Origin of the sequence: Caballeronia sp. LZ034LL, from assembly GCF_031451215.1 — a bacterium.
In the GTDB taxonomy this organism is placed as follows: Bacteria; Pseudomonadota; Gammaproteobacteria; order Burkholderiales; family Burkholderiaceae; genus Caballeronia.
The window spans coordinates 265,144-291,750 of the sequence record NZ_JARUXR010000001.1; the positions used below are offsets into that span (position 1 = coordinate 265,144).

20 protein-coding genes are annotated in these 26,607 nt (G+C 63.5%); 19 read left to right on the plus strand and 1 reads right to left on the minus strand.

What is annotated here, in order from left to right; translation table 11 throughout:
- Positions 1–268: 268 nt before the first annotated feature.
- The 19 genes from QCE83_RS01295 to QCE83_RS01385 all read left to right on the plus strand — a co-directional run bounded on the left by QCE83_RS01295 (position 269) and on the right by QCE83_RS01385 (position 25,709).
- Entirely contained in the window at positions 269–4,375 is a 4,107-nt protein-coding gene (locus QCE83_RS01295; RefSeq protein ID WP_309807164.1) for an FAD/FMN-binding oxidoreductase, read from the plus strand.
- A gap of 35 nt (positions 4,376–4,410) precedes the next feature.
- Positions 4,411–4,845: an HIT family protein gene (locus tag QCE83_RS01300; protein WP_309807165.1), complete on the plus strand. Its 435-nt coding sequence runs from the start codon at positions 4,411–4,413 to the stop codon at positions 4,843–4,845.
- A 9-nt stretch (positions 4,846–4,854) separates the two neighbouring features.
- Positions 4,855–5,265 carry a DUF971 domain-containing protein gene (locus QCE83_RS01305; RefSeq protein ID WP_309807166.1) on the plus strand — a complete coding sequence of 137 codons (411 nt, stop codon included), beginning with the start codon at positions 4,855–4,857 and terminating at the stop codon, positions 5,263–5,265.
- A 91-nt stretch (positions 5,266–5,356) separates the two neighbouring features.
- Positions 5,357–6,088 carry a bifunctional demethylmenaquinone methyltransferase/2-methoxy-6-polyprenyl-1,4-benzoquinol methylase UbiE gene (gene ubiE, locus QCE83_RS01310; protein ID WP_309807167.1) on the plus strand — a complete coding sequence of 244 codons (732 nt, stop codon included), beginning with the start codon at positions 5,357–5,359 and terminating at the stop codon, positions 6,086–6,088.
- A 25-nt stretch (positions 6,089–6,113) separates the two neighbouring features.
- Positions 6,114–7,130, plus strand: coding sequence for a Tim44-like domain-containing protein (locus QCE83_RS01315; protein ID WP_309807168.1), 1,017 nt, complete (start codon positions 6,114–6,116; stop codon positions 7,128–7,130).
- Between the two features lie 194 nt (positions 7,131–7,324).
- Positions 7,325–7,996 carry an SCP2 sterol-binding domain-containing protein gene (locus QCE83_RS01320; protein ID WP_309807170.1) on the plus strand — a complete coding sequence of 224 codons (672 nt, stop codon included), beginning with the start codon at positions 7,325–7,327 and terminating at the stop codon, positions 7,994–7,996.
- Positions 7,997–8,018: 22 nt separating this feature from the next.
- The gene (gene ubiB / locus QCE83_RS01325; protein ID WP_309807171.1) at positions 8,019–9,596 is read left to right on the plus strand and encodes a ubiquinone biosynthesis regulatory protein kinase UbiB; all 1,578 of its coding nucleotides are present in this window, start codon (positions 8,019–8,021) and stop codon (positions 9,594–9,596) included.
- A 38-nt stretch (positions 9,597–9,634) separates the two neighbouring features.
- On the plus strand, positions 9,635–10,252 hold the full coding sequence (locus tag QCE83_RS01330) for a methyltransferase domain-containing protein (protein WP_309807172.1): 618 nt from the start codon (positions 9,635–9,637) through the stop codon (positions 10,250–10,252).
- 1,203 nt (positions 10,253–11,455) lie between these two features.
- A complete protein-coding gene (gene ltrA, locus QCE83_RS01335; protein WP_309807173.1) occupies positions 11,456–13,156 on the plus strand; it encodes a group II intron reverse transcriptase/maturase in 1,701 nt (566 codons plus the stop codon).
- Positions 13,157–13,292: 136 nt separating this feature from the next.
- Positions 13,293–13,682 carry a zinc ribbon domain-containing protein gene (locus tag QCE83_RS01340; RefSeq protein WP_309807174.1) on the plus strand — a complete coding sequence of 130 codons (390 nt, stop codon included), beginning with the start codon at positions 13,293–13,295 and terminating at the stop codon, positions 13,680–13,682.
- 165 nt (positions 13,683–13,847) lie between these two features.
- The gene (locus tag QCE83_RS01345; protein ID WP_309807175.1) at positions 13,848–14,510 is read left to right on the plus strand and encodes a DUF502 domain-containing protein; all 663 of its coding nucleotides are present in this window, start codon (positions 13,848–13,850) and stop codon (positions 14,508–14,510) included.
- A gap of 93 nt (positions 14,511–14,603) precedes the next feature.
- Positions 14,604–16,385 carry an aspartate--tRNA ligase gene (gene aspS / locus QCE83_RS01350; protein WP_309807176.1) on the plus strand — a complete coding sequence of 594 codons (1,782 nt, stop codon included), beginning with the start codon at positions 14,604–14,606 and terminating at the stop codon, positions 16,383–16,385.
- Positions 16,386–16,541: 156 nt separating this feature from the next.
- Complete coding sequence (nudB, locus tag QCE83_RS01355; protein WP_309807177.1) at positions 16,542–17,018, plus strand: dihydroneopterin triphosphate diphosphatase; 477 nt, start codon at positions 16,542–16,544, stop codon at positions 17,016–17,018.
- Between the two features lie 44 nt (positions 17,019–17,062).
- Positions 17,063–18,298 carry a phospholipase D-like domain-containing protein gene (locus QCE83_RS01360; RefSeq protein WP_309811364.1) on the plus strand — a complete coding sequence of 412 codons (1,236 nt, stop codon included), beginning with the start codon at positions 17,063–17,065 and terminating at the stop codon, positions 18,296–18,298.
- 269 nt (positions 18,299–18,567) lie between these two features.
- Complete coding sequence (locus QCE83_RS01365) at positions 18,568–19,239, plus strand: TetR/AcrR family transcriptional regulator (RefSeq protein WP_309807179.1); 672 nt, start codon at positions 18,568–18,570, stop codon at positions 19,237–19,239.
- A gap of 88 nt (positions 19,240–19,327) precedes the next feature.
- Complete coding sequence (locus QCE83_RS01370; RefSeq protein ID WP_309807180.1) at positions 19,328–21,115, plus strand: acyl-CoA dehydrogenase C-terminal domain-containing protein; 1,788 nt, start codon at positions 19,328–19,330, stop codon at positions 21,113–21,115.
- Between the two features lie 94 nt (positions 21,116–21,209).
- Positions 21,210–23,636: a 3-hydroxyacyl-CoA dehydrogenase/enoyl-CoA hydratase family protein gene (locus QCE83_RS01375; protein WP_309807181.1), complete on the plus strand. Its 2,427-nt coding sequence runs from the start codon at positions 21,210–21,212 to the stop codon at positions 23,634–23,636.
- Positions 23,637–23,672: 36 nt separating this feature from the next.
- Positions 23,673–24,872: an acetyl-CoA C-acyltransferase gene (locus tag QCE83_RS01380; protein ID WP_309807182.1), complete on the plus strand. Its 1,200-nt coding sequence runs from the start codon at positions 23,673–23,675 to the stop codon at positions 24,870–24,872.
- A 72-nt stretch (positions 24,873–24,944) separates the two neighbouring features.
- Positions 24,945–25,709 (plus strand): enoyl-CoA hydratase, encoded by a 765-nt coding sequence (locus QCE83_RS01385; protein WP_309807184.1) that lies wholly within the window; start codon positions 24,945–24,947, stop codon positions 25,707–25,709.
- Positions 25,710–25,715: 6 nt separating this feature from the next.
- Here the strand turns inward: QCE83_RS01385 and fdhD are convergent, their stop codons facing one another.
- Entirely contained in the window at positions 25,716–26,543 is an 828-nt protein-coding gene (gene fdhD, locus QCE83_RS01390; protein ID WP_309807185.1) for a formate dehydrogenase accessory sulfurtransferase FdhD, read from the minus strand.
- Positions 26,544–26,607 lie beyond the last annotated feature (64 nt).

The following is a 26,607-nucleotide window of genomic DNA, read 5'->3' on the forward strand; positions in this document are numbered from 1 at the left end:
GATGCACCGGCAGCTTCGGATCGATTTTCTGGCGCATGTCCCCCGCGCGTCGCACGCGGCGGCCGAGCGGCATGCGCGTCACGCGCGATCGTGGCGTTGATCCCGGGCACACCGAAGGCGTCGTGATGACGTCCGCCTCGCAGCACGTTGCGCAGGGCGGTTCCGGCGGCCTTCGCCAAGATAAGTCTCACTCGAAAATTTGCGCCCCCACGCGCATCGTCGGCGTTCCGCTTAGCAGAGCGCCCGCCGGCACACCGAACCGTCGAACATGAACGCACCTCAAGCCTTCGATCCGAACGGCGCCCATGCCGCCTTGGCGCTCGATATCGAACCCCGTCTGCGCGAAATTCCCTATAACTACACGTCGTTTTCCGATCGTGAAATCGTGATGCGGCTTCTGGGCGACGAAGCCTGGGCCGTCCTCGACGAACTCCGCAACGAGCGCCGCACCGGCCGCTCGGCGCGCATGCTTTACGAAGTGCTCGGCGACATCTGGGTCGTGCGCCGCAATCCGTATCTCCAGGACGACCTGCTCGACAACCCGAAGCGCCGCGGCATGCTGGTCGACGCGCTGAATCACCGTCTCGCCGAAATCGAGAAACGCCGCAGCGCGGACCTCTCCGCTCACCACGACGAGGCCGGCAGCCAGGAACGCGCCGGGCGCGTGCAGTTGCTGGTGGCCGCAGCGCGCCGCGCCGTCGACGACTTCGCCGCCGAATTCGCCCGCATGGCCGACCTGCGCCGCCGCGCGTCGCGCGTGCTGGGCCGGCAGACGCAGAAGGACAACATCAAGTTCGACGGCCTGTCGCGCGTCGCGCACGTCACCGACGCCACCGACTGGCGCGTCGAATACCCATTCGTCGTGCTCACGCCGGACACCGAAGCCGAGATCGCGGGCCTCATCAAGGCGTGCTTCGAACTCGGCCTCACGGTCATTCCGCGCGGCGGCGGCACCGGCTACACCGGCGGCGCGATTCCGCTGACGCCGTTCTCGGCCGTCATCAACACGGAAAAGCTCGAACAGCTCGGGCCGGTCGAGATGACCAGCCTGCCGGGCGTCGAGCACAAGGTCGCGACCATCTTCTCGGGCGCGGGCGTCGTCACGCGGCGCGTGACCGAAGCAGCAGAGCAGGCGGGCTTCGTTTTCGCGGTCGATCCCACTTCGCTGGATGCGTCCTGCGTCGGCGGCAACGTGGCGATGAACGCGGGCGGCAAGAAAGCTGTTTTGTGGGGCACGGCGCTGGACAATCTCGCGTGGTGGCGCATGGTCGATCCGGAAGGCAACTGGCTCGAAGTCACGCGCCTGGATCACAACTGCGGCAAGATCCACGACATCGAAGTGGCGCGTTTCCGGCTCGACTGGTTCGACGGCAATCGCGCGCCGGGCGAGAAGCTGATCCGCACCGAGAATCTCGACATCGCCGGCCGCACGTTCCGCAAGGAAGGGCTCGGCAAGGACGTCACCGATAAATTCCTCGCCGGCCTGCCCGGCGTGCAGAAGGAAGGCTGCGACGGCCTCATCACGTCGGCACGCTGGATCCTGCACAAGATGCCCGCGCACACGCGCACCGTCTGCCTTGAATTCTTTGGCCAGGCGCGCGATGCGATTCCGAGCATCGTCGAGATCAAGGACTATCTGTTCGAAACGTCGAAGCAGGGCGGCGCGATCCTCGCCGGCCTCGAGCATCTGGACGAACGCTATCTGCGCGCGGTCGGCTATGCCACCAAGAGCAAGCGCAACGCGTTCCCGAAGATGGTGCTGATCGGCGATATCGTCGGCGACGACGCCGATGCCGTTGCCGCCGCCACGTCGGAAGTCGTGCGCATGGCGAACGGCAAGAGCGGCGAAGGCTTCGTCGCGGTCAACGCCGAGGCGCGCAAGCGCTTCTGGCTCGACCGCTCGCGCACGGCCGCCATCGCCAAGCATACGAACGCGTTCAAGATCAACGAAGACGTCGTGATTCCGCTCAATCGCATGGGCGAGTACACGGACGGCATCGAGCGCATCAATATCGAGCTGTCGATCAAGAACAAGCTGGAACTCGTCAATGCGCTCGAAGCGTTCTTCCGCACCGGCAAGCTGCCGCTCGGCAAGACCGACGACGCCAATGAAATCCCCAGCGCCGAGCTGCTCGAAGACCGCGTGCAGCAGGCGCTGGATCTGCTGAAGCGCGTGCGCGAGCGCTGGACCTTCGTCGGCGAGCACCTCGACATGCCGCTGCGCGAGGCCCAGCACCAGTTGCTTCAGCTCGGCTACGAGGCGCTCGCGGAGAAGTTCGCGGACCGCGTCGACGTGCAGCCGGATGCCAACGTCTTTCACGTCGCGCAGGACCGCACGGTGCGCATCTCGTGGAAGCAGGAGATCCGCGCCGAGTTGCGCCAGATCTTCAACGGCGGCGAATTCAAGCCGATCCTCGACGAAGCGCAGGCCATCCACAAGCAAGTGCTGCGCGGCCGCGTGTTCGTCGCGCTGCACATGCACGCCGGCGACGGCAACGTGCACACCAACATCCCCGTCAACTCCGACAACTACGCGATGCTGCAGGACGCGCATCACGCGGTGGCGCGCATCATGAAGCTGGCGCGTTCGCTCGACGGCGTGATCTCGGGTGAGCACGGCATCGGCATCACGAAGCTGGAGTTTCTGACGGAAGAAGAGATCGGCGATTTCCGCGCCTACAAGCAGCGCGTCGATCCGCATGGCCGCTTCAACAAGGGCAAGCTGTTCGACGGCGCCGACTTGCGCAACGCCTACACGCCGTCGTTCGGGCTGATGGGCTACGAGTCGCTCATCATGCAGCAGTCGGATATCGGCGCGATTTCCGAGTCCATCAAGGACTGCCTGCGCTGCGGCAAGTGCAAGCCGGTCTGCGCGACCCACGTGCCGCGCGCGAACCTGCTCTACAGCCCGCGCAATAAAATTCTCGCCACGTCGCTGCTGGTCGAGGCGTTCCTGTATGAAGAGCAGACGCGCCGCGGTGTCTCGATCAAGCACTGGGACGAGTTCAACGATGTCGCCGATCACTGCACCGTCTGCCACAAGTGCGTCACGCCGTGCCCGGTGAAGATCGACTTCGGCGACGTCACCATGAACATGCGCAACCTGCTGCGCAAGATGGGCAAGAAGAAGTTCAACGCGGGCAATGCGGCGGGCATGTTCTTCCTGAACGCGACCAATCCGCAGACCATCAATCTCGCGCGCACCGCGATGATGGGCGTCGGCTACAAGGCGCAGCGCCTCGGCAACGACGTGCTGAAGAAGTTCGTCAGGAAGCAGACGGCGAAGCCGCCCGCAACCGTCGGCAAGCCGCCGGTCGTCACGCAGGTGATCCACTTCGTCAACAAGAAGATGCCGGGCAACCTGCCGAAGAAGACGGCGCGCGCGTTGCTGGATATCGAGGACAACAAGATCGTCCCGATCATCCGCAATCCGCAGACAACCACCGTCGATTCCGAAGCGGTGTTCTACTTCCCGGGCTGCGGTTCGGAGCGGCTGTTCTCGCAGGTCGGCCTCGCCACGCAGGCCATGCTGTGGGAAGCGGGCGTGCAGACCGTGCTGCCGCCGGGCTATCTGTGCTGCGGCTATCCGCAACGCGGTTCCGGCCAGTTCGACAAGGCCGAGAAGATCGTCACCGACAACCGCGTGCTGTTCCACCGCGTCGCGAATACGCTGAACTATCTCGACATCAAGACCGTGGTGGTGTCGTGCGGCACCTGCTACGACCAGCTCGCGGGCTATGAATTCGAGAAGATCTTCCCGGGCTGCCGGATCATCGACATTCACGAGTTCCTGCTCGAGAAGAACATCAAGCTCGATGGCGTCAGCGGCACGCGCTACATGTATCACGACCCGTGTCACTCGCCGATCAAGACCATGGATCCGGTCAAGCTGGTCAATCAGCTGATGGGTTCCGAGAACGACGGCTACAAGATCGAGAAGAATGACCGTTGCTGCGGCGAGTCGGGCACGCTCGCGGTGACGCGGCCGGACGTCTCCACGCAGGTGCGCTTCCGCAAGGAAGAGGAGATCCGCAAGGGCGCGGCCAAGCTGCGCGGCATTCCGCTCGTCGCGGAAGCGGGCGCGAACGCGATCAACATCGCGAATGCGTCGGCGGGTGCGGCGGGCGCGCAGCCCGGCTCCGTGCTCAAGGCCGGCGACGGCCCGCAGCCGGTCAACGGCGCCGCGCCGCAGGACGTCAAGATCCTGACGAGCTGCCCGTCGTGCCTGCAAGGCCTGTCGCGCTACAACGAGGACGCCAATGTCGAGGCGGACTATATCGTCGTGGAAATCGCGCGCAAGGTGCTCGGCGAGAACTGGATGGAACAGTACGTCGAACGCGCGAACAATGGCGGTATCGAGCGCGTGCTGGTGTAATAGCGACATCGAGGACGATTCGCTAGAGGTTCGAGATGGACTGTGTGTTTTGCCGTGAAGACGGCGGCGAAGTACTGTGGCAGGACGGCGCGTTGCGCGTCGTCCTCGCCGATGAGCCCGACTGGCCCGGCCTGTGCCGCGTGATCTGGGGGGCGCATGTCGCCGAGATGTCGGATTTGCCGGACCCGGATCGCGTGCGCGTGATGGCCGCCGTGAATGGCGTCGAACGCGTGATGCGCCGCGTGCTGGTGCCCGAGAAGATCAATCTCGCGAGCCTCGGCAACCAGGTGCCGCATGTTCACTGGCACGTCATCCCGCGCTTCTCCAACGACTCCCGCTTTCCGCTGCCGATCTGGGCGCCGCGCCAGCGCACCGTGTCCGAATCGCAGCTGTCGAAGCGGCGCGCCCAGGCAACGCTCCTGCGCGAGCAGGTACGCAACGAACTGAACCAGCAGTTTGGTCATCCATAAGACGAGATCATGAGCGGACTCACTTCAACGACGCCGATTCCCACCGGCGTCGTCGTGCATTCGAAATCACACGTGCTGGAACTGCAATACGGCGACGCGTCGTATCGTGTGCCGTTCGAGCTGCTGCGCGTGTATTCGCCGTCGGCGGAAGTGCAGGGCCACGGACCGGGACAGGAAACGCTGCAGACCGGCAAGCGCGAGGTGACGATCATCGGCATCGATCCGGTCGGGCACTACGCGCTGCAACTCAATTTTTCAGACGGCCACAACACCGGCATCTACTCCTGGGACATCCTTCATGATCTCGCGACGCGCCAGGACGAACACTGGCGCGACTATCTGGCGAGACTGGAGGCGGCGGGCGTCGACCGCGACACGCCGATGGCCGTCAAGACCTCCGGCGGCGGTCATTGCCACTGAAATCAGTCGATATACAGCTGCGGCATATCGCCGCGCACCCGGCGCAGCAATTGCGCGGCTTGGAAAGAACAACAGGTGAGGAAAGAGCGCGATGAGCAAGACCCACTTCGGATACGAAACGGTCGACGAGCAGGACAAGGCGAAGAAAGTAGCGGGCGTGTTTCACTCTGTCGCGAGCAACTACGACTTGATGAACGACCTGATGTCCGGCGGACTGCATCGGATCTGGAAGCATTTCACGATCGGGCAGGCGAAGGTGCGGCCGGGCTACAAGGTGCTGGACATCGCGGGCGGGACCGGCGACCTGGCGATGGCGTTTGCGAAGCAGGCCGGCGAGACGGGTGAAGTCTGGCACACGGACATCAACGAATCGATGCTGCGCGTGGGCCGGGATCGCCTGGTGGACAAGGGCGTCATGACGCCCACGCTGCTGTGCGACGCCGAGAAGATTCCGTTCCCGGACAATTATTTCAATGTCATTACAGTTGCCTTCGGTCTTCGTAACATGACCCACAAGGACCGCGCGCTCGCCGAGATGACGCGCGTGCTGAAGCCGGGCGGGCGCTTGCTGGTGCTGGAATTCTCGAAGGTGTGGGATCCGCTCAAAAAGCCGTACGATCTATACAGTTTCAAGATTTTGCCGTGGCTGGGCGAGAAAGTGGCCAAGGACGCGGAGAGTTATCGGTACCTGGCAGAGTCCATCCGGATGCATCCCGACCAGGAAACTTTGAAAACAATGATGGAACAAGCGGGCCTGGATCGAGTCGAATATTACAATTTGTCAGGTGGCGTGGTAGCGTTACACGTCGGGACCAAATTCTAGTGTTCCACTCTTCAAAGGATTCGACATGTCCGATTCGCGCATACCCCAACCCCGGGGTTTCCTGAACGTCTTCTTCAGGAAGGCCGGAATACTGGCGCTCGCTGGCGTTATTGCGGCCGGCGCACTCTTCGCGGAAACGGCGGACGCCAAGCGCATGGGCGGCGGCCGCAGCATGGGCCGTCAGTCGGCCACCGCCACGCAGCAACATCAGGCGACGCCGCCGTCGCAATCCATGCAGCAGGGTCAGGCCGCGCAGGCACAACGGGCGCAACCCGCGCCCGCCACGCCGGCCGCCGCCGCGCAACCGGCGCGCAACCGCTGGCTCGGACCCATCGCCGGTCTGGCGGCGGGCCTCGGCATCGCGGCGCTCCTGTCGCACTTCGGCCTGGGCGAAGCCTTCGCCGGCGCCATGGCGAACATGATCATCATCGCGCTCATCGTGCTCGCCGCGGTCATGCTGTTCCGCTTCATCATGCGCAAGCGTCAGGGCGCCCAGGGCGGCAATACGCCGGCTTACGCCGGTGCAGGCTCGTCCTCGGGTTCGCCGTACGGCGCAAGCGCGCGCACGGGTCTGGACCCGGCGCCGGCGCAAGTGCCGCAGCAATCGGGCGGTTACGGCGCGACGTACATCGAATCGGCGCCGCAGCAGCAAATGGTCAATCCGAACGTGCCGGCGGGCTTCGATACCGAAGCGTTCGTGCGTAACGCAAAGGTCTACTTCGTGCGCCTGCAGGACGCCTGGGATCGCGGCAACACGAACGACATCCGCGAATTCACCACGCCCGAAATGTTCGCGGAAGTGAAGCTCGACGTCGAAGCGCGCGGCAGTGCGCCGAACCGTACCGATGTCGTGCAGCTCAACGCCGACGTCCTCGGCGTGGAAGACCGCCCGCAGGAATATCTGGCGAGCGTGCGCTTCCATGGCCTGATTCGCGAGTCGGAAGGATCGGCGGCCGAGCCGTTCGTCGAGGTTTGGAACCTGTCCAAGCAGAAGTCCGGCAACGAAGGCTGGCTGCTGGCAGGCATCCAGCAGGTCAGCTGAGCGACGCCGCGCGCCGGACGCGGTCAGCGCGTCGCGGCGCGGGTGCCGTCGCCGGAAACCGGCAAGCGTCAGTGTGATCGCCGGTGGCGGCGGTAGAATATGAACCCGCGCGAGAAGCGTCTCGCGCGGGTTTTTTCATCTCACAGCCGATGACGAACGCAGACGAATTCGCCCGTCCCGCAGCAATCCCCGCCTTGAAGACCGCCTCCGGCGCATTCGCGGCCGCCGTGAATCATCTGCTCGTGCGCGAGCCGTGGGCGCTCGAGCGCCTGAAACCCTATGCCGCCAAACGCGTGAAACTGTCGTGCGCGCCGGTTTCCATCGCCCTCATGGTGCAACCGGACGGCCTCTTCGCCGCGACCACCGAAGCCGAAGCCGCCCAGTTCGACGTCACCATCGCCGTGCCGCTCGACGCGCTGCCGGCCTTCGTGCAGGGCGGCCAGGCGGCCGTGATGAAGCATGTCCGGATCGAGGGCGACGCCGAATTCGCCACCACGCTGGCGAAACTTGCCGAACATCTGCGCTGGGATCCGGAGGAAGACCTGGCGCGCGTGATCGGCGACGCGCCCGCGCATCGGCTGGGCATCGTCGCGCGGTCGGTGCAGGAGCAGGCGCAGCGCACCGGACGCAACCTGCTGGACACCTTCAGCGAATTTTTCCTCGACGAACGTCCGCAGCTCGTGCGCCGCAGCGCACTCGCGGCCTTCGACGCCGAGTTGTCGAAAGCGCGCGATGCGCTGGCACGCGTGGAAAAGCGCATCGAAAGAATCGAACGTGCCGGCGTGAACGCAGGCGAACCCAAGCATCCGGCAAGCGGCGCTTCAGCGCGACCCGGCGGCGAGTCAGTGCGCGACTCGCACGAATAACGAGCTGAAGCGAATCCGAACCATGCGTTTTCTGCGTTTTCTCAAGATATTTTTCACGATCGTCCGCTTCGGGCTCGACGAGCTCGTCATGAGCGGCATCAACGATCGTCGCGTGCGCTACCTGATGCGCATCACGACGTTCGGCCGCCGTTTCGACATCGAGCGCGGCATCCGCCTGCGTCTCGCGCTGGAAAGTCTCGGGCCGATTTTCGTGAAGTTCGGCCAGGTGCTCTCGACGCGCCGCGATCTGCTGCCCGTCGACGTCGCCGACGAACTCGCCAAGCTCCAGGATCAGGTGCCGCCGTTCGATTCGGCGGTCGCGGTGGCGATCATCGAGAAGTCGCTCGGCGCGCCCATCGACGAGTTGTTCGACGATTTCGAGCGCGTGCCGGTGGCGAGCGCGTCGATCGCGCAGGTCCATTTCGCCAAGATCAGGAATGGCGAGCACGCGGGCAAGGCGGTGGCGGTGAAGGTGCTGCGGCCGGGCATGTTGCCGGTGATCGATTCGGATCTCGCGTTGCTGCGCGACGTCGCGATCTGGGCCGAACGGCTGTGGCCGGACGGCCGGCGCCTGAAGCCGCGCGAAGTGGTGGCCGAGTTCGACAAATACCTGCACGACGAACTCGACCTGATGCGCGAGGCCGCCAACGGCAGCCAGTTGCGCCGCAACTTCCAGGGCCTCGATCTGCTGCTGGTGCCGGAAATGTACTGGGACCTGTCCGCGCCGACCGTGCTGGTCATGGAGCGTATGGTCGGCGTGCCGATCAGCCAGGTCGAGACGCTGCGCGCGGCGGGCGTGGACATTCCGAAGCTGGCGCGCGAAGGCGTCGAGATTTTCTTCACGCAGGTGTTCCGCGACGGCTTCTTTCACGCCGACATGCATCCGGGCAACATCCAGGTGAGTCTCGATCCGGCGACGTTCGGCCGCTATATCGCGCTGGATTTCGGCATCGTCGGGGCGCTATCGGACTTCGACAAGAATTACCTCGCGCAGAACTTCCTCGCGTTCTTCAAGCGCGATTACCACCGCGTCGCCACGCTGCACCTCGAGTCCGGCTGGGTGCCGCCGAGCACGCGCGTCGAGGAACTGGAGAGCGCGATCCGCGCCGTCTGCGAACCCTATTTCGATCGCGCGCTGAAGGACATCTCGCTCGGCCAGGTGCTGATGCGGCTGTTTTCCACCTCGCGCCGCTTCAACGTCGAAATCCAGCCGCAGCTCGTGCTGCTGCAAAAGACGATGCTGAACGTCGAAGGGCTCGGGCGCTCGCTCGACCCGGAACTCGATCTGTGGAAAACCGCCAAGCCGTATCTGGAACGGTGGATGAACGAGCAGATCGGCTGGCGCGGCTGGTACGAGCGCCTGCAGATGGAGGCGCCGCAGTGGAGCAAGACGATTCCGCAGCTGCCCCGCCTGATCCATCATCTGCTGGCCGAACATCACGACGCGCCCAAGGGCGGCAATGAAGAAACGATGCGCCAGCTGCTGGCCGAGCAGAAGCGCACCAATCGTCTGCTGATGACGCTTCTGGGCGTCGGACTGATCGCGATAGCGGGTGCGGGCATCGTGATCGCGCAAATGTTGTGGCTCGGCCATCCCTGACCGATTCTCCGGCGCACCCTTTTCAGCGAGCCCCCATCATGAGCGATCCGACCCAGCCCGCCGTTCCGGACTTCGAGAACCGCGATCCGAACTCGCCCGGTTTCTGGGACGAGCGTTTCGCCGAGCGCTTCATGCCGTGGGACCAGTCCGGCGTCCCCGAGGCGTTCAAGACTTTCGTCGCGGCGCGGGATGCGCAGAACGTGCTGATTCCGGGCTGCGGCAGCGCTTATGAAGTGCTGTATCTTGCGGAACGCGGCTGGCCGGTCCGGGCGATCGATTTCGCACCGGGCGCGGTCGACGCCGCGCGCAAGCAACTCGGCGCGCACGCGGCGGTGGTGGAACAGGCGGACTTCTTCGCGTATCAGCCGCCATTTGCCATCGACTGGATGTACGAGCGCGCCTTTCTCTGCGCCTTGCCGCGCGATCGCTGGCGGGATTACGCCGAACGGATGGCAGCGCTGCTGACGCCGGGTGCGCTGCTCGCCGGCTTCTTCTTCATTGGCGCGACGCCCAAAGGGCCGCCGTTCGGCATCGAGCGCGGCGATCTGGATGCGCTGCTCTCGCCGCACTTCGAGCTGATCGAGGAGCGCGAGGTCGGCGACTCTATTCCTGTCTTCGCGGGCCGCGAACGCTGGATGACCTGGCGGCGTTCCTGATCCTCGCCCCTTGAATTCACCGTAACGGCCCAGACCTATCAGGCGCTTCACGTCGCGTCCCGGGTTCCTGAAAATCGCGGGGCAATATTGGTTTGCGGCTATAATTCAAGGCTTTGGTGCGACACGCACGCTCGTGTCCGGGCAGTCCCAACGTAAGGGACATCGACTAGCGGTCCGATGCAACGTCTGTTCGAGTTCATCGGCTGCGATAGGCATGGTGTAGAGCATCTCGATGGGGCGCGAGTCCCGGGAAGCAACTGCTCAAGATCATTGTGCCTAATTGACGTAGTAGATGTGCGCCTTTTAGGGCACACCTTGTAGCGAAGTTGATAGCTGATCGAACTCGCTCGGCTACATGTTGCATTGCCCTGGTTACCATCAGGTCCCGCCCCGTCAGCGGCTTCATCTCCGCCGACCGGGCGGAGTGACGTTTGCAATACCTGAGCCTCCAGCTCAGGCGTCGCTAGAGGATACGAGCGCAAGCTCGGTGTGTCATTGTTCGGCTCGCCGGCATCATCGGCGGGAAAGTGAACCTGTTGTACGACCAACAGTAGCCTAGGAGGACATGCGCCACTGGTAACGGTGGAGTGTGAAGCTCTTCCAACAATAGGTCCCATGTTTGTCGTGGCGGTCGGTGGTCGTGAGACCACCAGCTGGAGACTCCTAGCAGCGAGGGGGTCAAGACTTTAGGCTGACTGATACGGTTAACGAATGTGAACTGCTGATAAACCCCGTAAGAATTGCGGTGCCAAAGCTGCTGTCAGGCATCAACCAAAAGGTGTGCGGTCGGTTACCCCGCTCAAAGCTCGGGTTACGTCGTCGTGAGACCGTCGGGGGAGAGGCAGAACCTAAGTCAGTCGTGTGACATGCCGGGAACGTGGTAAGCCCGTATGGTCGCCCCAGCACACCGTGGGCAGGCGGACCGCAAGGGACGCTGTTGATTGTGCGGGTATAGGAGGACGGAAAAAGCGAATGGTGTCCTGTAATGGGACGCATAGGGGTTGAAACATCACCTCACGCGAAAGCGGGCAGACTTCCGTCTGGTCTACCGTCGCAAGACGGCTGACTACCCTCTAGCAAATAGTGATTGCTGGCGACTTTCGAGTCGTCAGTGTTGGCTTTAACCCCCTTGCGGGAGCAAAACGCTCCCGCAAGGGGTGTGTTGCTCAACGCTTGGGATTCACTTCTTAGCGGGAGAGCAGCATGAGAGTATCTAGTCGGAAGACTGGGTCTGCGCTTTCACACGCGCCGGACACTTGGCACGCCGTTGATTGGCGTCGGGTTGAACGGAACGTGAGAGGGATGCAGATTCGAATTGCGAAGGCGACGCGGGAATGCGACTGGCGCAGGGTGAAGACCCTGCAACGGATGCTGACTCGCACGTTGTCTGCAAAGCTGTATGCAGTACGACGTGTTACGCAGAACCAGGGTGCGCGAACGGCTGGAGTCGATCGCGAACTGTGGGATTCGCCTGAGAGCCGATGGAAAGCTGTCGGCAGGTTGAAGCGGCGTGGGTACAAGCCTCTGCCTTTACGGAGAGTTTTTATCCCCAAGGCCAATGGAAAGGAGCGCCCTCTGGGCATCCCGACCATGCGGGACAGGGCGATGCAAGCCCTGTACCTGCTGGCTCTGGAACCAGTGGCAGAATCGACGAGCGACCCGAACTCCTATGGTTTTCGGATTAATCGCTCGACGGCAGATGCCATGTCTCAGATTTTCGTCACTATGTCCCAGAAGAGTTCGGCTCCATGGGCGCTTGAGGCGGACATCAAGGGATGCTTCGACTGGATCAACCATGACTGGCTGCTTGCCAATGTCCCGATGGACAAGGGCGTCCTTCAGAAATGGTTGAAGGCTGGCCTGATTTACGACGGTCAGCTACAGGCGACAACGGCCGGTACGCCGCAGGGAGGTATCATCTCCCCGACGCTGGCAAACGTGACGCTGAACGGGTTGGAACGTGAACTGATCACGCACCTCGGTGCGAAGTTCGGGATCGTGAAAGCCAAGAGGCTGAAAGTGAATGTGGTGCGGTACGCGGATGATTTCGTGATCACTGGCGACTCGAAGGAGGTGCTGGAAAGCGAGGTCAGGCCTTGGGTGGAAACATTCCTCGCTGTTCGGGGGCTGCAACTGTCAGAGGCCAAAACGCGGATCACCCACATTGACGAAGGCTTCGATTTCCTTGGGTGGAATTTCCGGAAGTACTCGGGAAAGCTGCTCATCAAGCCGAGCAAGAAGAACGTGCAGACGTTCTACCGCAAGGTGGCGGATACGATCAGCGGCAATAAGACGGTAAAGCAGGTGGATCTGATCCGACTGCTGAACCCGATGCTACGGGGTTGGGCACAATATCACAGCCCTGTAGTAGCCAAGCAGGCGTACACCCGTATGGAGTACCTGATATTTGGGCGACTCTGGCGGTGGTCAAAGAGGCGGCACCCGCAAAAGAACACCGCATGGGTGAGGGAGAAATATTTCCACCCCATCGGAAATCGGAGTGGTGTGTTTGCCTGTCCCATCGTGACGCCGGACGGTAGTCAGGGAATGCTTGAGCTGTACCAACTCAGCGGTACGACGATCAAGCGTCACCAAAAGATCAAGGGTGATTTCGATCCCTTTGATCCGAAGTGGGAACAGTACGGCGAACAGTTGCGGCAGGAGCGCATGTGGAACTCGATGCGCTACCGGAAACAATGGGCGACGCTGTATATGTCGCAGGGCGGCTTATGTGCGCACTGCGGTTGTGCTCTCACGGACGAGACTGGTTGGCACGACCATCATCTGGAATATCGGATGCATGGCGGCACAGACTCTCTGTCCAACCGGGTACTTCTCCACCCTGTCTGTCACCAGCAGGTGCACATTCACGGTCTTGCTGTAACTAAGCCGGTCTTGCCTTAAGAGTAAGGCTTTGTAATTTTGTAGGCTCGAGCTGTATGCGGGGAAACTCGCACGTACAGTTCCTAGGGGGCCCCTCTTCCGCAAGGAAGGGGGGCTACCCTACCAAGCGTCGAAAGATCATTGTAGGAACAGTGCCATGCCGATTTACGCCTACCGCTGCGCAGACTGCGGCCACGAAAAAGATGTGTTGCGCAAACTGAGCGATCCGCCGCTCACGCAATGTCCCGCGTGCGGAAAGGAATCGTTTTCGAAGCAAGTGACCGCCGCCGGTTTCCAGCTGAAGGGCTCAGGCTGGTACGTCACTGATTTCCGCGGCGGAAACAGCAACGGCAATGGCAACAACGGCAAGGCCGGCAACGCCGAATCGAACGCCGCGAATGCGAACGGATCGGATGCTGCGGCGTCGAAAGCGGAAGGCGGCACGGTATCCGGCGGCGGCACGACGGCTCCGGCGAGCGCCGCTCCGGCATCGGAAGCGGCCAAGCCCGCGGCGGGCACGTCCGCTTCGTCGGGCAGCGCCGCCTGAGGACGCTACCTGAGGACGCTGTCTGCACTTCCCGAGCGCCCCGAACGGCCCGAACCTGATGGGCCTTGCAATGACCTCGCCGAGCGCGCTCCATCGGGCGCGGCTCGCCCGCCAAGCCGAATCTCCCCTGTTTTCGAGAGCCGGCGCAGCCTTCGCCCCGTGTAAATGACGACGAAAAAGACTACGCTGAAATCCGTGTTCCTCACCGGCCTCCTGGTGCTGGTCCCGCTCGCCATTACGCTCTGGGTGCTGGGCCTCGTCATCGGCACCATGGACCAGACGCTGTTGCTGCTGCCGCAGGCCTGGCAGCCGGAACGCATCGTCGGGTTCCATTTGCCGGGCGTGGGCGCGGTGCTGACGCTGGCCTTTATCTTCATCGTCGGGCTGCTGACACAGAACTTTGTCGGGCAGAAGCTCGTCGGATGGTGGGACGCGGTCCTGCGGCACATTCCCGTAGTCGGCCCGCTGTACACGAGCGTGAAGCAGGTGTCGGACACGCTGCTGTCGTCGAGCGGCAATGCCTTCCGCAAGGCGCTGCTGATCGAGTATCCGCGCAAGGGCTCGTACACCATCGGGTTTCTCACCGGGATTCCGGGCGGCGACGTGCTGAATCATCTCGATGAAGAACACGTGAGCGTCTATGTCCCGACCACGCCGAACCCGACATCCGGCTTCTTCCTGATGATGCCGAAAAGCGAGGTCGTCGAACTGGACATGACCGTCGACGCCGCACTGAAATACATCGTCTCGATGGGCGTGGTGGCCCCCGCGCCCAGCGCGCCGGCGCAAGTAGCGCCTGCCCGCCGCCCCACCGAGCCGCCGATGTAATGCCGGCGCGCGCGCCCCGTGAGTCCGCCGAGCGAAAGAGCGAGACCCGAACGCGCGAGCCGTTGATCAACGAACAACGAAAGACACAACATCATGTCGATGCGATCTGAATACTGCGGTCTGGTGACCGAGGCCCGCCTGGGGCAAACCGTCTCGCTGTGCGGCTGGGTGCATCGCCGTCGCGATCACGGCGGCGTTATCTTCATCGACTTGCGCGATCGCGAAGGGCTCGTCCAGGTCGTCTGCGACCCGGACCGCGCCGACATGTTCAAGGTCGCCGAAGGCGTGCGCAACGAGTTCTGCGTGCAGGTCAAGGGCGTCGTGCGCAACCGTCCCGAGGGCACGGTCAACGCGAACCTGACGAGCGGCAAGATCGAAGTGCTGTGTCATGAACTGACGGTGCTGAACGCGTCGGTGACGCCGCCGTTCCAGCTCGATGACGACAATTTGTCGGAAACCACGCGCCTCACGCATCGCGTGCTCGACCTGCGCCGCCCGCAGATGCAGAAGAACCTGCGCCTGCGCTATCGCGTCGCGATGGAAGTGCGCAAGTATCTCGACGAGCAAGGCTTCATCGACATCGAAACGCCGATGCTCACCAAGAGCACGCCGGAAGGCGCACGCGACTACCTGGTGCCGTCGCGCGTGAACGCGGGCCAGTTCTTCGCGCTGCCGCAGTCGCCGCAGCTGTTCAAGCAGCTGCTGATGGTCGCGAACTTCGACCGTTACTACCAGATCACCAAGTGCTTCCGCGACGAAGACCTGCGCGCGGACCGTCAGCCGGAATTCACGCAGATCGATTGCGAAACGTCGTTTCTTTCGGAACAGGAAATCCGCGATCTGTTCGAGAACATGATCCGCCACGTCTTCAAGGAGACGATGGACGTCGCGCTACCGGAGCAGTTCCCGGTGATGCTGTATTCGGAAGCGATGCGCCGCTTCGGCTCGGACAAGCCCGACCTGCGCGTGAAGCTCGAATTCGCCGACCTCACGGATGCCGTGAAGGACGTGGATTTCAAGGTGTTCAGCATGCCGGCCAACTCGAAGGACGGCCGCGTCGCGGCGCTGCGCGTGCCGAAGGGCGGCGAGCTGTCGCGTGGCGATATCGACGGTTACACGGAGTTCGTGCGCATCTACGGCGCGAAGGGTCTCGCGTGGATCAAGGTCAACGACACGACGCGCGGCCGCGACGGCCTGCAAAGCCCGATCGTCAAGAACCTGCATGACGCGGCGCTGGCCGCCATCATGGAGCGCACCGGTGCGCAGGACGGCGACATCATTTTCTTCGCGGCGGATCGCGCGAAGGTCGTGAACGACAGCCTGGGCGCGCTGCGCCTGAAGATCGGCCATTCGGAATTCGGCCGCACGACGGGCCTGCTCGAAACCGGCTGGAAGCCGCTGTGGGTCATCGACTTCCCGATGTTCGAATACGACGAGGAAGAGAACCGCTACGTGGCCGCGCATCACCCGTTCACGAGCCCGAAGGACGAGCATCTCGAGTATCTGGAAACGGATCCGGGCCGCTGCCTCGCGAAGGCCTACGACATGGTGCTGAACGGCTGGGAAATCGGCGGCGGTTCGGTGCGGATCTTCCAGGAAGACGTGCAGAGCAAGGTGTTCCGCGCGCTGAAGATCAGCGCCGAGGAAGCGCGCCTGAAGTTCGGCTTCCTGCTCGACGCGCTGCAGTACGGCGCGCCGCCGCATGGCGGTATCGCGTTTGGTCTGGATCGTGTGGTCACGCTGATGTCCGGCGCCGATTCGATCCGCGACACCATCGCCTTCCCGAAGACGCAGCGCGCGCAGGATTTGCTCACGCAGGCGCCGAGCGAAGTCGACGAGCGCCAGCTGCGCGAGTTGCACATCCGTCTGCGTTAGCCGGAGCAGAAGACGCACTAAGCACGACAGTAAGCACGGCACCAAGCACGTGACTTTGTCGGTGTGATGAAAAAGGCGCTCAATGCGCCTTTTTCGCTTTTTGCGTTACAGTCTTTGGGCCAAAGACAAAACAGAGCAACACGCGTTCACACCGACATGCAGAAGCCGCCCAAAATCCCCGAATCCGTGTTGGTCGTCATTCATACACCGGAGCTCGATGTGCTCGTCATCGAGCGCGCGGATCACAAGGGTTTCTGGCAATCGGTGACGGGCTCGAAGGACCGCATCGACGAGCCGATCGCGGAGACCGCCACGCGCGAAGTGGCGGAAGAGACGGGCATCGTGATCGGTGGAAGTCTCGTGCCGGAGCAGGCGCTGCTCGACTGGCATCACAGCATCCAGTACGACATCTATCCGCAGTGGCGGCATCGCTACGCGGAAGGTGTCGTGCGCAACACCGAGCATCAGTTCAGCCTGCTCGTGCCGCATTGTCTCGAAGTGATCATCGCCCCGCGCGAACACACCGCGCACCGCTGGCTGCCGTTGCGCGAGGCCGCCGACGCCTGCTTCTCGTGGTCGAACCGGGAAGCGATCCTGCAATTGCCCGAACGCCTCGCGGCGCATAACCGATGATCGGCATGCGTCCCACGCGCAGTTTCAAGCGGCTGCGCCAGGCCATGTTCTCCGGCCGTCGCCCGCCGCGCTTCTGCTTTACCGCCGGCAACCACGTGCGCATCTTCAAGGGCGGCGTGCAGTTCTTTCCGGCGCTGATCGAACGGATCGATGCGGCGCGCCAGTCGGTCTCGCTCGAAACCTACATCTTCGCCAACGACGACATGGGCCGCGCCGTGTCCGACGCGCTCATTCGCGCCGCGGATCGCGGCGTCAAGGTGCGCGTGATTACGGACGGCATCGGCACCGAAAGCAAGCTGCCGATGTTCACGCTGTGGCAGGAACGGAGCGTCGAGCATCGCATCTACAACCCGCATCTGCTGTTCGGGCCGCAGGGCTGGTCGCGCACGCATCGCAAGCTCGCGCTGATCGACGACACCTACGCGTATTGCGGCGGCATCAACATCGTCGACGATTACGACCAGAACGGCACGCAACTGGAACGTCCGCGCTGGGACTTCGCGATGGAAGCGCAAGGTCCCGTGGTGAAGGACGTGCGCGAGGCGTTCGAGACGCAATGGCAGCGCATCCGGCTCGGCGTGAAGCCGCCGCAAAAGGAAACGCCGCCGGGCTGCGAACCCGAGGCGCAGCCGACCCGCTGGAGCGCGAAACGCGCGATGGTGGCGCGCCGGCGGGCGCGTCTCGGCGAAATCCACGCGGTGGACCGGCCGTGCGTGGCGTTCGTCGCGCGCGACAACCTGCTGAACCGGCGCGCGATCGAAAAGGCTTATTTGCGCGCCATTGCCCACGCCGAACGCGAAGTGTTGCTTGCGAATCCTTATTTCATGCCGGGCCGCCGGCTGCGCCGCGCGCTCGTGTATGCGGCCAGGCGCGGCGTGCGCGTGTCGCTGGTGATCGGGCGCAAGGAGTTCGTCGCGCTGGATTACGCGACGCCGTTTCTCTACGGCAATCTGCTGAAGCACGGCGTGCGGATCGCGGAATACGAGAAGACCATGCTCCACGGCAAGGTGGCCGTCGTCGATGCAGACTGGGCGACCATCGGCTCATCGAACCTCGATGCGCTCTCGCTCGTGCTCAACAACGAAGCCAACATGGTCCTCGTCAATCATCCTGAAATTGCCGGATTGCACGATGCCATTCTGAAAGCCTTCGATGAAGGCCGGCGCATCGACGAAAAGCATTATGTGGCGCGTCCCGTTACGGAGCGGGTGCTTAATTGGTTTGCGTATAACACGTATCGTCTGATGATGAAGGTCATCACCATTGGGCAGTACGATTAATCTGCCATTTCGCAACGATTGCGCAAGAATAACCATTTTAGAAACGCGCACGTGGCTCCCACGAACTGGGAAGTCGGGCAGTCACTTACAGGCAGTCCGTATTTAAAACGCGACAATGTGCGCGGGCAATGTTGAGACTTATCCTAAAGACATTGTTCGACTATTTTTAGATACGCGTTTCTAAAAAATTGCTTGTTTCACCTTGGTCCGGCCATAATAATAGAACGGCCGTTCGATTTCACGGGTCACATAAGAACGGTAGGGACATCATGCGAAAAGGCGAACAGACGCGGGCCGCGATTCTCGACGCAGCGCTGGACTTGGCAAGTCGGGACGGTCTGGAAGGGCTGACCATCGGCCTTCTGGCCGAGCGGATGCAGATGAGCAAGAGCGGTGTGTTTGCGCATTTCGGGTCGCGCGAGGATTTGCAGGTGGAGGTGGTGCGCGAGTACCACCGGCGCTTCGAGGACGAAGTGTTCTTTCCGAGCCTGCGCGAAGCACGCGGCCTGCCGCGCTTGCGCGCGATGATGAATCGCTGGATGGAGAAGCGCATCCAGGAAGTGACCACGGGTTGTATCTATATCAGCGGAGCGGTCGAGTACGACGACCGCGCCGCGAGCGCAGTGCGCGAGCAACTGGTGCACAGCGTGAGCATGTGGCGCGAGGCGTTGTTGCGCGCGATCCGCCAGTCGAAGGACGAGGGGCATCTGAAAGCGGAGACGGATCCGCAGCTGATGCTTTTCGAGCTGTACAGCTTTACGCTCGGCCTGCATCACGACGCGCGCTTCCTGCATCTTCCGGAAGCCGTGCAACTGACGCGGGACGCGCTGGAAAAGACGATCGTCTCGTATCAGTTGCCGCGTACGGCCGTCGAAACCGGCGTGCCGCCGGTCGCGAACAGGACGGTCAATCTGACTTCGCAACATACCGACACGCGTTAGCGGCGCCGCTCAAAAGAGACAGGCTGGAGGCACAGGCTGGAGCGGTGAGGCGGCGCGCAACGAGAAGCCTGGAAACCTGGAGAGACTCATGGGACAGTACGCCGCCCCCCTTCGCGACATGCAATTCGTGCTGCACGAGGTGCTGAACGTCGAAGCCGAACTGAAAAGCATGCCCAGCCATGCGGACCTCGACGCCGACACCATCAACCAGGTGCTCGAGGAAGCCGGCAAGTTCTGCTCGGAAGTGGTGTTTCCGCTCAACCAGAGCGGCGATCGCGAAGGCTGCACCTACGAGGGCGACGGCGTCGTGAAGACGCCGTCAGGTTTCAAGGAAGCCTACCGGCAGTATGTGGAAGCCGGCTGGCCGGCACTGGGTTGCGATCCCGAGTACGGCGGCCAAGGTCTTCCCGCGTTCGTCAATAACGCGCTCTACGAGATGCTCAACTCCGCTAACCAGGCCTGGACGATGTACCCCGGCCTGTCGCACGGCGCGTACGAATGCCTGCACGCGCACGGCACGCCGGAGCAGAAATCGGTGTATCTGGCGAAGCTCGTCTCGGGCGTATGGACCGGCACGATGTGCCTGACCGAACCGCAATGCGGAACGGACCTCGGCATTCTGCGCACGAAGGCCGAACCGAATGCCGACGGCTCCTACGCCCTCACCGGCACGAAGATCTTCATTTCGAGTGGCGAGCACGACATGGCCGAGAACATCGTCCATCTGGTGCTGGCGCGTCTGCCGGGCGCGCCGACGGGCACCAAGGGCATCTCGCTCTTCATCGTGCCGAAGTTCGTGCCGGACGCGCACGGCGCGCCGGGCGCACGCAACGGCATCAAGTGCGGCTCGATCGAGCACAAGATGGGCATTCACGGCAACGCGACCTGCGTGATGAATCTCGACGGCGCGCAGGGCTGGCTCGTCGGCGAAGAAAACAAAGGCTTGAACGCGATGTTCGTGATGATGAATGCCGCGCGCCTGGGTGTCGGCATGCAAGGGCTGGGTCTCACTGAAGTCGCGTATCAGAACTCGCTCGTGTACGCGAAGGAGCGCCTGCAAATGCGCTCGCTGACCGGACCGAAGGCGCCGGACAAGCCCGCCGATCCGATCATCGTGCATCCCGACGTGCGCCGCATGCTGCTCACGCAAAAGGCCTATGCCGAAGCAGGCCGCGCGTTCAGCTACTGGGCGGCACTGAACATCGACAAGGAACTCTCCCATTCGGACGAAGCCGTGCGCCGCGAGGCCGCGGATTTCGTCGCGCTGCTGACGCCGGTCATCAAGGCCTTCCTGACCGACAACGCCTTCGAAGGCACCAACATGGGCATGCAGATCTACGGCGGCCACGGCTTCATTTCCGAGTGGGGCATGGAGCAGTACGTGCGCGACGCGCGCATCAACATGATCTACGAGGGCACGAATTCGATCCAGGCGCTGGACCTGCTGGGCCGCAAGATCTTGGGCGACATGGGCGCGAAGCTCAAGCGCTTCGGCAAGCTGGTGGCGGACTTCGTCGAGCAGGAAGGCGTGAAGCCGGAGATGCAGGAGTTCATCAACCCGCTCGCGGATATCGGCGAGAAGGTACAGAAGCTGACGATGGAAATCGGCATGAAGGCGATGCAGAACCCCGACGAAGTGGGCGCGGCCGCGGTGCCGTATCTGCGCACGGTCGGCCATCTGGTGTTCTCGTACTTCTGGGCGCGCATGGCGCGCGTCGCGCTGGACAACGCCGCATCGGGCGATGCTTTCTACAAGGCCAAGCTCGCCACCGCGCGTTTCTATTTCGCCAAACTGCTGCCGGAAACGGCTTCGACCATCCGCGCCGCGCGCGCCGGCGCCAAGCCGATGATGGACTACGACGAAGCGCTGTTCTGAGCGAGCCTCACGCACGCCGCGAGATCCATGATGGAACGCGGCGTGCGCCACGCCTTTCATTTCGAAGCAAACCCGTAATCCCGGAGGCTTACCCGTGAGCACCCTCAACATTCGCAAAGTCGCCGTGCTCGGCGCGGGCGTGATGGGCGCGCAGATTGCCGCGCACCTGATCAACGCGCGCGTGCCCGTCCTGCTCTTCGATCTTCCCGCGAAGGAAGGCCCGAAGAACGGCATTGCGCTGAAGGCCATCGAGAACCTGAAGAAGCTGTCGCCCGCGCCGTTCGGCATCAAGGAAGACGCGCACTACATCGAGCCGGCGAATTACGACGACGACATCGCGAAGCTCGCTGAATGCGATCTCGTGATCGAGGCGATTGCCGAGCGCATGGACTGGAAGCACGATCTCTACAAGAAGGTGTCGCCGCACATCGCGCCGCACGCGATCTTCGCGAGCAACACCTCGGGCCTGTCGATCACGGCGCTGTCGGAAGGCTTTTCGGATGAGCTGAAGGCGCGCTTCTGCGGCGTGCATTTCTTCAATCCGCCGCGCTATATGCATCTGGTCGAACTGATCCCGACCGCGGCGACGCAACCGGTCATCCTCGACCAGCTCGAAACCTTCCTGACGAGCGTGATCGGCAAGGGCGTGGTGCGCGCGAAGGACACGCCGAATTTCATCGCGAACCGCGTCGGCGTGTTTTCGATTCTCGCGGTGATCGCGGAAGCGGAGAAGTTCGGCCTGCGTTTCGACGAAGTCGACGACCTCACTGGCGCGCGCCTGGGCCGCGCCAAGTCGGCGACCTTCCGCACGGCGGATGTCGTCGGGCTCGACACCATGGCGCACGTCATCAAGACGATGCAGGACAACCTGCCGGACGACCCGTTCTTCTCCGTCTACAAGACGCCGCCCGTGCTGGAAGCGCTGGTCAGGAACAGCGCGTTGGGCCAGAAGACGGGCGCGGGTTTCTATCGCAAGGAAGGCAAGTCGATCAAGGTGCTCGATCCGAAGACGGCGCAATACGTCGAGGGCGGCGCAAAGGCCGACGAGCTGATCGGCCGCATTCTCAAGCGTCCGCCCGCCGAGCGCTTCAAGCTGCTGCGCGAGACCGACAACAAACAGGCGCAATTCCTGTGGGCGATCTTCCGCGACGTATTCCACTACATCGCGGTGCATCTGGAATCGATCGCGGACAACGCGCGCGACGTCGATCTCGCCATCCGCTGGGGCTTCGGCTGGAACCAGGGGCCGTTCGAGAGCTGGCAGGCAGCGGGCTGGCAACAGGTCGCGCGCTGGGTGCAGGAAGACATCGACGCAGGCAAGGCGCTCTCGAACGCGCCGCTGCCGGCGTGGGTGCTCGACGGTCCCGTCGCGGAAAAGGGCGTGCATTCGGACGAAGGATCGTGGTCGCCCGCCGAACGCCGCTTCGTGCCGCGCTCGACGCTGCCGGTCTACGGCAAGCAGGTGTTCCGCGCGCCGCTGGTCGGCGAGACGGGCGCCGATCCGAAGACCTACGGCAAGACGCTGTTCGAGACCGAAAGCGTGCGCGCATGGCTCGACAGCGAGCAGGGCGACATCGTGATCGTCTCGTTCAAGACGAAGATGAACACGATCGGGCCGGGTGTCATCGACGGCCTTACGCAAGCCATCGAACTCGCCGAGAAGGACTATCGCGGCGTGGTGATCTGGCAGCCGACCTCGCTGCAACTCGGCACGCCGGGCGGCCCGTTCTCGGCGGGCGCGAATCTTGAAGAGGCGATGCCCGCGTTCATGATGGGCGGCGCCAAGGGCATCGAGCCGTTCGTCGCGAAGTTCCAGCAAGGCATGCTGCGCGTGAAGTACGCGAACGTGCCGGTCGTGGCGGCGGTGTCCGGCCTCGCGCTGGGCGGCGGCTGCGAGCTGCTGTTGCAGTCGGCGAAACGCGTGGCGCACGTCGAAAGCTATATCGGGCTGGTTGAAGTGGGCGTCGGCCTGGTGCCGGCGGGCGGTGGCCTGAAGGAAGCGGCCTTGCGCGCGGCGGAAGCGGCGGCCGCCGTCAATGCCACCAGCGATCTGCTCAAGTTCCTGCAGAAGCCGTTCGAGAACGCGGCGATGGCGAAAGTCTCGTCCTCCGCCTTCGATGCCCGCGCGATGGGTTATCTGAAACCCACCGACACCATCGTCTTCAACGTCCACGAACTGCTCGACATCGCGAAGAAGGAAGCGCGCGCGTTGAGCGATGCCGGCTACCGGCCGCCGCTGCGCGTGAAGCCGGTGCCGGTGGCGGGCCGCTCGGCGATCGCGACGATCAAGGCGTCGCTCGTCAACATGCGCGACGGCCGCTTCATCAGCGACCACGACTATCTGATCGCGAGCCGCATCGCGGAAGCGGTGTGCGGCGGGGAAGTGGAGGCGGGCAGTCTCGTCGACGAGGAATGGCTCCTCGCGCTGGAGCGCCGCGCCTTCGTCGAGCTGCTCGGCACGCAGAAGACGCAGGAGCGGATCATGGGCATGTTGCAGACCGGCAAGCCGGTCCGCAACTGACGCGCGCGACATAGCGACATACAGGAGCTGCACACAATGAGCAAACAACTGCAAGACGCATACATCGTCGCCGCGAGCCGCACGCCGATCGGCAAGGCGCCGCGCGGCGTGTTCAGGAACACGCGCCCGGACGAGCTGCTGGTCCACGCGATCAGGAACGCCGTCGCGCAAGCGCCCGGACTCGACACCAGCGTGATCGAGGACGCCATCATCGGTTGCGCGATTCCCGAGGCCGAGCAGGGCCTCAACGTGGCGCGCATGGGCGCATTGCTGGCGGGCCTGCCGAATACGGTCGGCGGCGTCACGGTGAACCGCTTCTGCGCGTCCGGCCTGACGGCGCTCGCGATGGCGGCCGACCGCATCCGTGTCGGCGAGGCCGATGCGATGATCGCGGGCGGTTGCGAATCGATGAGCATGGTGCCGATGATGGGCAACAAGCCTTCGCTGTCGCCGCATATCTTCGAGCGCAATGAGGACGTCGGCATTGCGTACGGCATGGGCCTGACGGCGGAGAAGGTCGCGGAGCGCTGGAAGGTGAGCCGCGAGGCGCAGGACGCGTTCGCGGCGGAATCGCATCGGCGCGCGCTGGCCGCGCAACAGGCAGGCGAATTCGCCGACGAGATCGCCGCCTATACGCTCAACGAACGCTTTCCGGATCTCGCCTCGGGCCAGGTGCGCATCAACGCGCGCGAGATCGCTCTCGACGAAGGTCCGCGCGCCGAGACCTCGGTGGAAGGACTCGGCAAGCTGCGCCCCGCGTTCGCCAATAAAGGCTCGGTCACGGCGGGCAACAGTTCGCAGACGTCGGACGGCGCGGGCGCGTTGATCGTCGTGTCGGAGAAGATCCTGAAGCAGTTCAACCTGACGCCGCTGGCGCGCTTCGTCAGCTTCGCCGTGCGCGGCGTGCCGCCGGAGATCATGGGCATCGGGCCGAAGGAAGCGATTCCGGCCGCGCTGAAGGCCGCGGGCCTGAAGCAGGACGATCTCGACTGGATCGAACTGAACGAAGCCTTCGCGGCGCAGGCGCTGGCGGTGATCGGCGATCTCGGTCTCGACACTGCGAAGGTCAATCCGCTCGGCGGCGCGATCGCGCTGGGCCATCCGCTCGGCGCGACCGGCGCGATTCGTGCGGCGACCGTCGTGCACGGCCTGCGCCGGCGCAAGCTGAAGTACGGCATGGTGACGATGTGCGTCGGCACCGGCATGGGCGCGGCGGGGATCATCGAACGGCTTTGATGCGAACGGTGCGCGAGCCGGCGTTCTGCAACGGCTCGCGCACGGTACACGCACGGTACAAGGAGGCAGCGCATGGAGATTCAGATCGAACGCGCGGACGGCGTGTTGAGCATCGTGCTCAATCGTCCGGACAAGAAGAACGCGATCACCGCGCCGATGTATCAGGAAATGGCCGACGGCCTGTACGAAGCCGAGATGGACCCGACCGTGCGCGCGGCGCTGATTCGCGCGAACGGCGGCGTCTTCAGCGCGGGCAACGATCTCGACGACTTTCTGAACGATCCGCCCAAGGGGCTCGACGCGCCCGTGTTCCAGTTCCTGCGGCGCCTAAGCGGCTTCCCGAAGCCGCTCGTTGCGGCGGTGGGCGGCACGGCGGTGGGCATCGGCACGACGATGCTGCTGCATTGCGACCTCGTCTACGCCAGTCCGGACGCGAAGTTCTCGCTGCCGTTCGCGCAGCTCGGCTTGTGTCCGGAAGCGGCGTCGAGCCTGCTGTTGCCGCGCGTGGCGGGCTATCAGCGCGCGGCGGAAAAGCTGCTGCTGGGCGAGGCGTTCGACGTGAACGAGGCGATCGCCATGGGCTTCGTGAACGGCGCGCTCGATGCCGCGCAACTCGATTCCTATGCCTTCGACAAGGCGCGGCGGCTCGCACTGCTGCCGGCGTCGTCGCTGCGTGTGACCAAGTCGCTGATGAAGGGCGCGCAGTCCGGTGAAGTGGTCGCGCGCATGGCGGACGAAGCCGCGCACTTCGCTCGCATGCTGGCTGCGCCCGAGGCACGCGAGGCGTTCCAGGCGTTCTTCGAGAAGCGCAAGCCGGACTTCAGCAAGTTCGAGTGAGCCGCTTTACTCGACGTCGTATTCGACGAAGCTGTTTTCGCGCGCGAAGCTGACGAGCCGCAAGCCCGCCTGCTTCGCGATGGCGATGGCCAGTGAAGTGGGCGCGGAGATGGTCGCGATCATCGGCACGCCGACGCGCGCCGACTTGCGCACGAGCTCGTAGCTCGCGCGGCTCGACAGGAACACGAAGCCTTGGGTCGTGTCCTGCCGTTGCAGGACCAGATGGCCGATGAGCTTGTCGAGCGCGTTGTGACGGCCGACGTCCTCGAACGCGCAGCGGATCGCGCCCGTTTCATCGCACCAAGCGGCCGCGTGCAGGCCGCCTGTCAGCTTCGACAGCACCTGATGCTTGGACAGGTCGCGGGCCGCGCGTTCGATGGCATCCGGCGCGAGACGCGCGAGAAAACCGGTGTCGGGCACGCGTTCGGGCTGCAGATCCAGCAACTCGATGCTCTCGATCCCGCACACGCCGCAGCCGGTCCGGCCGGCCATGGCGCGGCGCTTGTCCTTCAGCGCCATGAACGACTGCTGGACGACTTGCAGCTGCACTTCGGCATGCGGCAGCACGTCGCTGTGATCGTGAAACGTGACTTCGATGTCGTGGATGTCGCTGCCGCGTTCGATGATGCCCTCGGTCAGCGAGAAGCCCACGGCGAACGCTTCGAGATCGCGCGGCGTACACATCATGACCGCGTGCGAGATGCCGTTGTACACCAGCGCGACCGGCCATTCCTGGCCGACCTGATCGGCCGCCACCGAGCTTGCGCCCGCGCGATGCCGGCGCACCGGACGCTCGACGAAGCCGGGTTGATCGTCGGTTTCGAGTTGACTCACTTTTACTGCTCCTGACCGCTTCTTCGAGTAAAGTCGGGTATGCGACTTGCTGCTTCACTGTGCT

Bases quoted from the DNA above. Each gene is read 5' to 3' on its own strand.
- QCE83_RS01295 (WP_309807164.1), top strand. From the start codon at position 269: ATGAACGCACCTCAAGCCTTCGATCCGAACGGCGCCCATGCCGCCTTG.
- QCE83_RS01300 (WP_309807165.1), top strand. From the start codon at position 4,411: ATGGACTGTGTGTTTTGCCGTGAAGACGGCGGCGAAGTACTGTGGCAG.
- QCE83_RS01305 (WP_309807166.1), top strand. From the start codon at position 4,855: ATGAGCGGACTCACTTCAACGACGCCGATTCCCACCGGCGTCGTCGTG.
- ubiE (WP_309807167.1), top strand. From the start codon at position 5,357: ATGAGCAAGACCCACTTCGGATACGAAACGGTCGACGAGCAGGACAAG.
- QCE83_RS01315 (WP_309807168.1), top strand. From the start codon at position 6,114: ATGTCCGATTCGCGCATACCCCAACCCCGGGGTTTCCTGAACGTCTTC.
- ubiB (WP_309807171.1), top strand. From the start codon at position 8,019: ATGCGTTTTCTGCGTTTTCTCAAGATATTTTTCACGATCGTCCGCTTC.
- QCE83_RS01330 (WP_309807172.1), top strand. From the start codon at position 9,635: ATGAGCGATCCGACCCAGCCCGCCGTTCCGGACTTCGAGAACCGCGAT.
- ltrA (WP_309807173.1), top strand. From the start codon at position 11,456: ATGAGAGTATCTAGTCGGAAGACTGGGTCTGCGCTTTCACACGCGCCG.
- QCE83_RS01340 (WP_309807174.1), top strand. From the start codon at position 13,293: ATGCCGATTTACGCCTACCGCTGCGCAGACTGCGGCCACGAAAAAGAT.
- QCE83_RS01345 (WP_309807175.1), top strand. From the start codon at position 13,848: ATGACGACGAAAAAGACTACGCTGAAATCCGTGTTCCTCACCGGCCTC.
- aspS (WP_309807176.1), top strand. From the start codon at position 14,604: ATGTCGATGCGATCTGAATACTGCGGTCTGGTGACCGAGGCCCGCCTG.
- nudB (WP_309807177.1), top strand. From the start codon at position 16,542: ATGCAGAAGCCGCCCAAAATCCCCGAATCCGTGTTGGTCGTCATTCAT.
- QCE83_RS01360 (WP_309811364.1), top strand. From the start codon at position 17,063: ATGTTCTCCGGCCGTCGCCCGCCGCGCTTCTGCTTTACCGCCGGCAAC.
- QCE83_RS01365 (WP_309807179.1), top strand. From the start codon at position 18,568: ATGCGAAAAGGCGAACAGACGCGGGCCGCGATTCTCGACGCAGCGCTG.
- QCE83_RS01370 (WP_309807180.1), top strand. From the start codon at position 19,328: ATGGGACAGTACGCCGCCCCCCTTCGCGACATGCAATTCGTGCTGCAC.
- QCE83_RS01380 (WP_309807182.1), top strand. From the start codon at position 23,673: ATGAGCAAACAACTGCAAGACGCATACATCGTCGCCGCGAGCCGCACG.
- QCE83_RS01385 (WP_309807184.1), top strand. From the start codon at position 24,945: ATGGAGATTCAGATCGAACGCGCGGACGGCGTGTTGAGCATCGTGCTC.